The organism is Protofrankia sp. Cas4 (genome assembly GCF_963555915.1).
Classification (GTDB): domain Bacteria; phylum Actinomycetota; class Actinomycetes; order Frankiales; family Frankiaceae; genus Protofrankia.
In genome coordinates, this window is record NZ_CAUVXL010000076.1 from 1 (window position 1) to 9033 (window position 9033).

The window sequence follows — 9033 nt, forward strand, 5'->3', positions numbered from 1 at the left end:
ATCCTGATGAGCGACCGCGGGACGCCACGCTCCTGGCGCAACATGAACGGTTACGGCAGTCACACATTCATGTGGGTGAACGCGGCTCGTGAACGGTTCTGGGTGAAGTACCACTTCAAGACCGAGCAGGGCATCGACACCTTCACCGACGCTGAGGCGAAGGCGACGGTGTCGGTCGATCCCGACTATCACATCCGCGATCTCGCATCGGCTGTAGATGCCGGTGAATATCCGTCCTGGCGGCTGGAAATACAGATCATGCCGTTCGCGGCTGCCGCCACCTACCGTTTCAACCCGTTTGACCTGACCAAGGTCTGGCCACACGCGGACTACCCGCCGATCACGATCGGACGCATGGTCCTGAACCGCAATCCCGGCGATTACTTCACCGAGGTGGAGCAGGCGTCGTTCGAGCCGGCGAACATGGTGGCGGGGATCGGCCCGAGTCCGGACAAGATGTTGCTCGGCCGGCTGTTCTCCTACCCGGACACGCATCGTCACCGGATTGGCCCGAACTATCTGCAACTACCGATCAACCGTCCGAAGTCGCCGGTCAACTCCTACAACAAGGACGGCGCAATGCGCTACGAGCCGTCCCGCGACCCGGTGTACGCGCCGAACAGCTACGGCGGCCCCAGGGCCGACGCGGCCCGGTACGCCGACGACGCCGTGTGGGAGGCCGACGGCGAGTTCGTCCGGTCGGCATACACGCTGCGGCGGGACGACGACGACTTCGGCCAGGCGGGCACGCTGTATCGAGACGTGATGTCCGACACTGACCGCGACCACCTGGTGGGCAACATCATCGGGCATGCGTCCCAGGATGTTCAGGCCGACGTCCAGCGGCGTGTCGTCGAGTACTGGCGCCAGGTCGATCCGGACCTCGGCGCACGGGTCGCCAAGGGTCTGGGCGTCGGCTGATCCACCGGCGCCGGCCACAACATCAAGGACTCCGGGTCGGACGGGAAGCACAGGCACTGGCAGGCAGCACAGGCACTGGCAGGTTGCACGGGAACTACAGCACGTTGCGACGGCGCAGGGTGGTCAGTGTCGCCGCTCCGGGCAGCACCGGGAGCCAGTAGCTGATCAGCCTGTACACGAGAACGGCGGCGAGCATGGACGCGGCTTCGCCCCCGGCGGCGGTGAGGCCGAGGGCGAGGGCCGGTTCGAGCGCCCCGACGTTGCCGGCTGTCGGCACGGCTCCGGCCACTGCTGCACCGATCAGGTAGATGGTGGCGATGGACAGCATCGACCCCGAACCGTTGAACGCCCAGACGCACGAAGCCAAGGCCACGATCTGTGCGATCTTGATGCCGGCGGCGGAGGCGAGGAGGATCGCCGTCCGTCGAGGTGACCGGGCGAGCAGCAGAAGATGCCGGCCCGCGGCCGTCAGCGGGGGCCCCAACCGGGCCCGGACCCGGGGGTGCCCGCCGACCGCGACGCAGGCGAGCAGACAGCCGGCAACGCATGCCAGGGCCGGCCCGGACCCGACGTGTCGCGTGATCGGCCCGATGGGCGTGCCAAGCGCGTTACCCGGCCCCCGACCGCCGACCATGCCGGCGACGAGCACGATTCCGGCCACGTGCACGAGGGCGACGGCGACCTTCACGGCGGCGACGGCGCTCAGCCCGGCCGACCGGGTGAGTTGCTGGCGTTCCAGGTAGTGGACGTTCACCGCGATCGCCCCGAGGCCCGCCGGCAGGACCCGGTTTGCAGCCGCGGCCGCGAGCTGGACCCCCGCCGCCGTCGGCAGCCGCAGCGGCAGCCCACTGGCCGCGCGCAGGGCGAGTGCGTTGGCCAGAAAAAACAGGGCGGAGGCGAGCCCGCACACCACGAGCCAGGGCCAGCTGGGAGCCGGGACGTTCGACAGCGTGGCGGCTACCTCGGTCCGAAATCTGATCACGAGGAGCAGCGTCATCGGGACGGCGAGGGAAATCCCGATCAGCGCCCCGGGCCGGCGCAGCCAGCCCGCGCGAGCGCGATGCCAACGGATTCCTGTCAGCGCAAGCGGATGTGCCAGGCCCTCACCAGGCAGTTCCCGCATTAGTGGGTGCGTCGTGCGTTGGTGGGGTATGGCGACCGGCGGTAGTACGACGGCGGTGCCGTCAGCAGCTGCTGTTGCCGGGGCCGCTCTTTCGGAGGCTGCCCATCCGGGCGTCATGGCGCCAACGGTAGATCGGGATTCATAACGGATGCTGAACAACGTACATCCTGTGGACGGATCTTCATTCCGGCATCTCGGCGGACAGCGTGATATTCATCGGTTACACAGCCGGTTTGTGCGGGAACGCAATGGGATCGGCCGTACCCCGGCTGTTACACACGTGGGGTTCGTCACGGTGGCTGATCGTGATCAGTGTTTGACATGATACGGAGACGGCCGGTGCGGATCGGCTGTGCGACCCGATCCATCCGGACATCCGAATCCCCGCGGACCGGAACAGGCTCGCCTGGCCTGTCGCTACCCGCGTCAGCTGGTACGGCCGTCCGGGCCGTACCAGCCCGGACGGTAGGTGCTCAGCCAGTTCACAATGGCCGTCCGCAGGTGCGCGGGCCGGAATTCGAAGGCGTCGAGGTCGGCCACGGCCAGCGAGCCCAGGTCGATGGCCTCTTCCCGGCTGGCGAGCTCCGCGAACGGTGACAGAGTGGACGCGAACACCATGTTCAGCTCATGCCACGCCCGGCCGGCCTCGACGAACGAGTGCTCCACGCATCCCACGAAGTCAAGGGTGCGCACGGCCAGGCCGGTCTCCACCCGGATCTTGCGGTGCAGCGCCTGCTCCACGCGCTCGCCCGGCTTCACGTTCCCGCCGGGCAGGGTGCACCATGCCTGCCCCCGGCGGTTGGCGACGATGATGCGCTCGCCGGTCGTGAAGAGCACACGTGCGCTCAACACCACCGACGTGCTGGACGTGCTGGGCGCGGACATGGCTGCCGTGACGGTGTCCACCGGGTCGGCCCGCCTTTCTTCGGTCGTCGGGAGCGGTCGGTGGTGGCCAGGGGTGATCGGTGCTGCTCAGGGACGTCGGTGCTGCTCAGGGACGGTTGGTGGTGCTCAGGGACGGTTGGTGGTGCTCACGGACGGACTGCCTGGACTGCGAGGGTTGTGGGATCGAGCCCGAGAACATCGATCGCCTGTCGGACGGCGGTCCGCTCGGCCGGGTCGAACATGCCGTCAGCGTGTCCGATCACCGCTCCGAACTGGACGACTGACCGTGCTCGCACCCTGCGCCCGCGCACCTTGGCAATCTCGCGGAGCGCCGCGGACCTGGCCTCGCCGGCATCCGCGCGAAACGCCGCCACGTGCGCGTCGAACAGTGCGAGCAGTTCGTCCGGTGGAAAAGCGCTCAGGACCCGGTCGGTGGTGACGATGGTCGCCATCGCGTCCCGCTCCCGCGCGTCGATGGTGCCGTCGGCGGCGGCGACGAGTGCGCACATGGCGACGGCGGCGTCCCGGAAGGACATGTCGTCGAGTTCGTGTCGGCGGGCATCCAGTTGGGCACGGAAAGACTGTGCGGACCCGCGTAGATGGTTCCACCACGGCTCGGGCTCGGACACCGGTAGGCCGCGCCACGTCGGCCAGCGGTCCTCCAGCCAGCGGATCGCCACAGCGGCGACCGCCGGGGGAGTCAATGGTCGCTCATCGAGGCTCCCGAGGGACAGCGCGACGAGCGGTGCGCCCAGATACGTGGCGGGTATGTCCGTGCCGGCCGGGATGTCGGCCGAAAACAACGTCGTGATCGTGCGGTGCTCAGCTGGCCCGGTCGCATGTTCGACGCAGCCCACGAAGGCGGGTAACGCCACTGACGCAGGCACGGCCGTGGCTGCCGGCGGCGTGCGTGCATCCCGGTCGCTGCCGACGAGTACGCGCAGGTGCCGGGCCGCGGCCGCGCCGACGCCTTCACCGGGTTCGACGGTTCCGCCGGGCAGCACGTGGGCCGCTTGGGCCGGCAGGTAGACGGCCACCAGGTGGTCACCCGTATCGAGCAGGATCCGCACGTCCAGCCGGACATCCGTGGGAACGGGCATGGCGCCTCCCTGTCGGTGACCTCACACTGCCACTGCCACTGCCACTGCGCTACGACGTGGGCGCGGACACCGTCTCATCATCCACCCGTCCACTGCGGCCACCCCTGACGGCCACCCCTGACGGCCACCCCTGGATGGGCAGCCCGGGCCCGGCGCAAAGACGCTGGAAGAACCAGTCAATGGAGCAACTCGGGTTGGCAGCTCCCGATCGTTGCCGGCGGTGCGGCACTGAGGGGAATATGGACCGGCACTGGCGCGGCCAGCTCGAACCACACGTGTTTGCCGGGGCTGTCGTCGGCCGGCTTGTCGATCACGCCCCACTCGCTGGCCAGAGCCGCCACCAGATGCATCCCGCGGCCGGATTCGTCGTCGTCGCACACCGTCCGCAGGATCGGACGCATCGCGCTGCCGTCACCGACTGCAATCCGCACCCGGTCGTTCTGCGCCACAATCTGGACGTGCAGCGGGTCGTTGCACCGGGCATAGCGCACGGCGTTGGTGACGACCTCACTGACCAGCAGGCGGGCGATCTCGGCGTCCTCCTCGCGCCCCCAGGTGGCCAGCAGTTCGTTGACGAGACGCCTGGCCCGCCCCGCGGCGCGGGCGTTGGCAGGTAGATCGAAGCGTGCGGTAAGAGCTTCGGCCACGCCTCACCCTCCACCGGTCACTGCCGACGGGTATGCCGCCGAACATCACCATGTGTCCGAACATCACCACCAGCCCGCCACTGTCGCCTTCATGCCACCCGCCGTCAGCGTTCAAACCTTGTTGGCATGGTCTTGTCACCGACTGTCGGCTACCCGGCGAACACAGGCCTACCCTTGCGTGTGATCGGACGGTACGCACCTCGGGGGACGGCGGTCGTTGCCCCGAGCGGTCCGCGCAATCGAAGCTCTACCGGGCAGGTCCTAGATCACGTCGATGCCGTCGAGGATGTTGCCGTAGCCCGGCCAGCGGCCGCCATCGCGGTTTTTCGTCCCGTCAGGAGCTGATCCCGGACGCGGGCTGTGGCCCGGCTGTGCTTGTAGATCGTGCGGCGTTCCGTGCTGTGGAGGCGTTCCAGGGTGTTGGGCGTTTGCTGGCTGCGGGACATCGGCGCGCGGTGCAGCGGGATGCGGATAGCGCGGATGGTGTTGCTGGGGGTCAGCGGCGGCTCGGTCGATGCTCGACGGTACCGCTGGGTCGATGCTCGACGGTGCTGCCCGTCGGGCCATCCCGTTGCCAGTCGACACGGCCGGTTCGGCCGGGAAGGGTTGGGCGGGCATCCGGGTGGGCGGGATCCCCATCGGACCGGAAATCACCGGCGCGGGTCGGGCCGCGGGTATGGCTGGTCCGTGCAACGGCTGTCCGGACGGCTGACTGCCGTTCCACGGCGCGGGTTGCTGGTGCGCCTGCTGCTCCCGCCCGAGCGGCTGGATGGGACCGGTGGGGCGCTGCCGCGGTGACGGTGGCATCGGGTAAGGAGCCGGTCCTGGCGGTTGTGCCGCGGTCGGTGACTGCGGCGGAGCTGGTGGTTGCTGTGCCGCCGGTGGCCGTTGAGGTGGCTGTACCCCTGGCTGTGGGCGTCCTTGAGGTGGCTGTACCGCTGGAAACTGTCCGGTCGCCTGCGGTGTGGGCGTTCCCGCCTGGCCCGTCAGCGGGCGTGGGATGCGATGTGCTCCGGTTGACAGCGACGCGGTCGAGGACGGGATCCATCCCGTCGGATTGCCGGCGGTCGCTGACACCGGGTACGCGCCCGTTCCGGGACCCTGCATGGCCGCCGGCGCGACGGGCCTGGCCGGACGCGGGGCTGTGGGCAGCGGCCCGCTGGGATGGGGTCCGCCGGGATGGGGTCCGCCGGGGTACGCGGCGGGCGAGCTCGGGGCAGGGTAGCCGTCCCGGGCGGCCAGCTCCATCGGCGCGGTCACCGGTGGTGCGGGCAGCGGCGCCGGCATGGTCTCCAGTCCAGGCGGCGGCCCCTGCGCCCGCACCTGCGCGGACGCGCCGACGGCAGGGGAAGGCTCCGCGGTCGCGGACACAGTGGCCGGCGTAGACACGCCGCCGGCGCCATTCGGCCCGGTGTCGGGTCCTGTGTCGTCCGCAGCCGGGACCCCCGTGACCACCATGACCGTCGGACACGGCCAGAGGCGGTCGCAGCTCATACACAGGTCGAACTCGTTCGGCTGGTGAAGATCGAGGAGGTTCAGCAGGGCCCCGATGTGCTCGATCATCCGCGGACCGGCGAGAACAGGTCCGTTTGAGATCATGTGGAGCTCCGAGCGCAACTGGTTGCAGTAACGCCCGACCTCGTCCGTCCGCTGATCCTCCATCGCAGGCAGCATGCACCATCGCTTCGTGGGATGTGTTACCGGTACCGCCCTTGACTGGTCAGTCTGGTAACTATACGACTATTTGTAGTAATTTGTCACACAGTAGTAAACTGGACATCATATACCGTGTACATCACGATCCGTCCGGCGATGCCATGGCTTGACCCGCCGGGCCGACTGCGTGGGCCGACGCTCTCATCCCCGCTCGGGGCGGACCTCGTCCGGCCGGCGAGACTGGCGCATCAGGCCCTCCTGGAGGCGGGCGAACTCCTCAATGTAGGGGCTTTCGACCTGACCCTGGCCGCCTGCGCCGGGCTCCTTGATCCCACCCTGACGGTCGAAGACCGGTTCGAAACCGGCGAACTGCCCGCCGGCTCCGCCAGCTCCGCCGGCTCCGAGCCGCTCGCCGCCCTGTCCGTCGAAGGCCGGGTAGTGCGTGGCGCCCGCCGCGGGCGGACCGCCACGCTCGCCCTGCCCCTCATAGCCGCCGGCGAACGAAGGCAGGTTGGGTGTGCCCTGGCCCGGGCGTTCGCTGGGGGCTTCGAAGGCCGGGTAGTGCGCACCGTTGCCGGTCACGCCACGCTCGCCGGGCGGTGCGTCGTAACCGAACGACGAGCCGTTGGGCGACGGCATGGCCGGCGGTGGTGCGACGGCCGGCGCTCCTGAGCGTCCGGTTGTCTCATTTGCGAGTTCCGGGTCACCGGAACCGAAGTTGTCTGACGGGTAGATCCGTGCGGACAGACTGACCGATAGCGGGTCACTACCGTATGTGATCACGTCTACCTGGTCGTCGGGCCCGATGCCGCCGTTGCGGGCCAGGTCGACGAACCGGAAAAGATCAGCCCAGCGTAGCCCGTCGAGGTCCACACTGATTCGCAAAGCCATCGTTGCGCCTCATCTCACGGTTGCCTGCGTGCCGATCCTCGGTTGCCTGCCGGTGCCGGTAGACGCGCACGCGCCCCGGTCCCGACACCGACTCGCCGGCCTGGCCACAGCGGCTAGGTCGGCGATGGGCGGCAGCTTATACCCCGTTGGGGCTGCATTCCCCATCCGGGGAGCTTCGCGTGCTTCTATCTCGAATCGGCGCTCCCGCCGCCTGCGGTCGGGTGTCGGATGACCGGGGTGGCGGCCGTTGGTGCACCACTGTTGTCGGGCGATGTTCTCGCGGCGGGTAGTGTCCGGCACGTGAGTGTTGCTTCCGGCGGTGTCAACGGTGCGACCGGCGGCGGGATGGCCGGCGTCGACATGCGGGCCGGATCGTTGCCGATCAGACTTCTTCATGATCGTGTTCTGGTTGCCCCGCGTGAGGACTCGGCCGACCGTCGGTCAAAGGCCGGCATCGTTATTCCAGCCACCGCGCAGATGGGCAAGCGGCTGTCCTGGGCGGACGTCGTCGGGGTGGGCATGGCGGTGCGCACCATCCAGATGGGTGATCGTGTGCTCTATGACCCCGAGGAACGAGCCGAGGTCGAGCTGCACGGTACAACCTACGTCCTGCTGCGGGAACGGGATGTGCACGCGGTGGCCGCCGAGCGGCTGGATGACGGGCTGGCCGGCCTCTATCTGTAGCTCTTACCCGATATCAGCAGCCTGTCCGGTATTCCCTCTTCGGGTAACCATGTGGCGGGTCTGACACCGCACCGTACACGTGATGCCTGGCCTGTTGCCGCGCGGGACCGTATTGTTCGCGTCGGCCGGGAGAGATCCGTTGTCTCGTCCCGACCACACGCGGATGCGGACAAACCTCACCCGTTGCATCTGCGCCAGGGTCGTTGCGTATTGTGACCACTCGATCCCGTTCGGGTATGGGCCTGAGTGGGTACCGACATGCGGTCGCGCACTGAACCCCAGCGCGCGACCGATCGGATCTGGAACGGAAGGAGACTTCATGGCTCGTGACTTCGACGCCCGGCGGGGCGCTGATGTCGAGGAGGACGAGCTCCAGGAACAGAGCCTGGAGACGCTGAAGGCGCAGCGTGCCGGGGCTGCCGCCGATCTCGGAGATGACGTTGATGCACTCGAGGCCGAGTTGGATCTTCCAGACGCCGAGGTCCGTGACGACGAACTGGCCCTGCGGGTGCTGCCGAGACAGGCTGACGAGTTCACCTGCACCAGCTGTTTCCTCGTCCACCATCGCAGCCAGCTCGCTGACGTTCGCCGGACGGTCTGCTCAGACTGCGCCGCCTAGGAGGCCGCTGAATAACGGCGTTCGATCCGCGAGCGGGCTGTCCGCGCCCGGCTGGCGGCCAGGTGCTGTCCCGTGACGATCCACGGGACAGCACGCCGAAGGACGCGCAGTCTCGATTGTGTGTCCTTCGGGCTCTTCGGGCTCTCCGGGCCTTCCAGGTCTCGCCCGTCTGGGCGGTCGGGCTGCAGGCGGTCGGGTTGCGGGCGGTCGGCCTTCTGGTCGTCCGGGAGACGGCGGTCCCCGGCGGTGACCCGGATCCACAGCAGAAGATCGTAATGGCAGACCTGGCCTTGCCCCTAACCTCTCGTCGCGATACCACTACCTAACGCAGCTGAACGGTTAGGGGTGGAGAGATGGTTGACACGGAGGCTTCCGCCGTCGTCGTTCCCTACCCGGGCGTATCCGGTCCAGGGGCGCTGCCGATCGTCGTCTCTCGAACCTCCCCGCCGTCGCTGCCGGCTGCCCATGTCCCCCGGGCCCGTCTGTGGGAGGTTCTTGATCGAGGCG

The 9033-nt window shown here is 68.5% G+C and carries 9 protein-coding genes; 3 read left to right on the forward strand and 6 right to left on the reverse strand.

Annotated features, from left to right (window positions below; translation table 11 throughout):
- Positions 1-921 (forward strand): catalase (locus tag U9979_RS07615; protein WP_322778808.1); only part of this gene is annotated, 921 nt, incomplete at its 5' end.
- A 94-nt stretch (positions 922-1015) separates the two neighbouring features.
- On the opposite strand, the gene U9979_RS07620 is transcribed toward U9979_RS07615, so the two are convergent.
- The 6 genes from U9979_RS07620 to U9979_RS07645 all read right to left on the reverse strand — a co-directional run bounded on the left by U9979_RS07620 (position 1016) and on the right by U9979_RS07645 (position 7223).
- The gene (locus tag U9979_RS07620) at positions 1016-2044 is read right to left on the reverse strand and encodes a YbhN family protein (RefSeq protein ID WP_322778809.1); all 1029 of its coding nucleotides are present in this window, start codon (positions 2042-2044) and stop codon (positions 1016-1018) included.
- Between the two features lie 426 nt (positions 2045-2470).
- Positions 2471-2950 carry an NUDIX domain-containing protein gene (locus U9979_RS07625; RefSeq protein WP_322751115.1) on the reverse strand — a complete coding sequence of 160 codons (480 nt, stop codon included), beginning with the start codon at positions 2948-2950 and terminating at the stop codon, positions 2471-2473.
- A gap of 125 nt (positions 2951-3075) precedes the next feature.
- Positions 3076-4029, reverse strand: a complete 954-nt coding sequence (locus tag U9979_RS07630) for a tellurite resistance TerB family protein (RefSeq protein ID WP_322778810.1) — start codon at positions 4027-4029, stop codon at positions 3076-3078.
- Between the two features lie 176 nt (positions 4030-4205).
- Positions 4206-4676, reverse strand: a complete 471-nt coding sequence (locus U9979_RS07635) for an ATP-binding protein (RefSeq protein ID WP_322778811.1) — start codon at positions 4674-4676, stop codon at positions 4206-4208.
- 261 nt (positions 4677-4937) lie between these two features.
- Positions 4938-6350 (reverse strand): hypothetical protein, encoded by a 1413-nt coding sequence (locus U9979_RS07640; RefSeq protein ID WP_322778812.1) that lies wholly within the window; start codon positions 6348-6350, stop codon positions 4938-4940.
- Between the two features lie 183 nt (positions 6351-6533).
- Positions 6534-7223, reverse strand: coding sequence for a hypothetical protein (locus tag U9979_RS07645; protein WP_322751112.1), 690 nt, complete (start codon positions 7221-7223; stop codon positions 6534-6536).
- Between the two features lie 300 nt (positions 7224-7523).
- Here U9979_RS07645 and U9979_RS07650 point away from each other — a divergent pair, with 300 nt between their 5' ends.
- Together U9979_RS07650 and U9979_RS07655 are read left to right on the forward strand one after the other, a co-directional pair.
- On the forward strand, positions 7524-7907 hold the full coding sequence (locus U9979_RS07650) for a co-chaperone GroES (RefSeq protein ID WP_322751117.1): 384 nt from the start codon (positions 7524-7526) through the stop codon (positions 7905-7907).
- A 319-nt stretch (positions 7908-8226) separates the two neighbouring features.
- A complete protein-coding gene (locus U9979_RS07655) occupies positions 8227-8526 on the forward strand; it encodes a DUF4193 family protein (RefSeq protein WP_322751111.1) in 300 nt (99 codons plus the stop codon).
- The last annotated feature ends 507 nt before the right edge of the window (positions 8527-9033 follow it).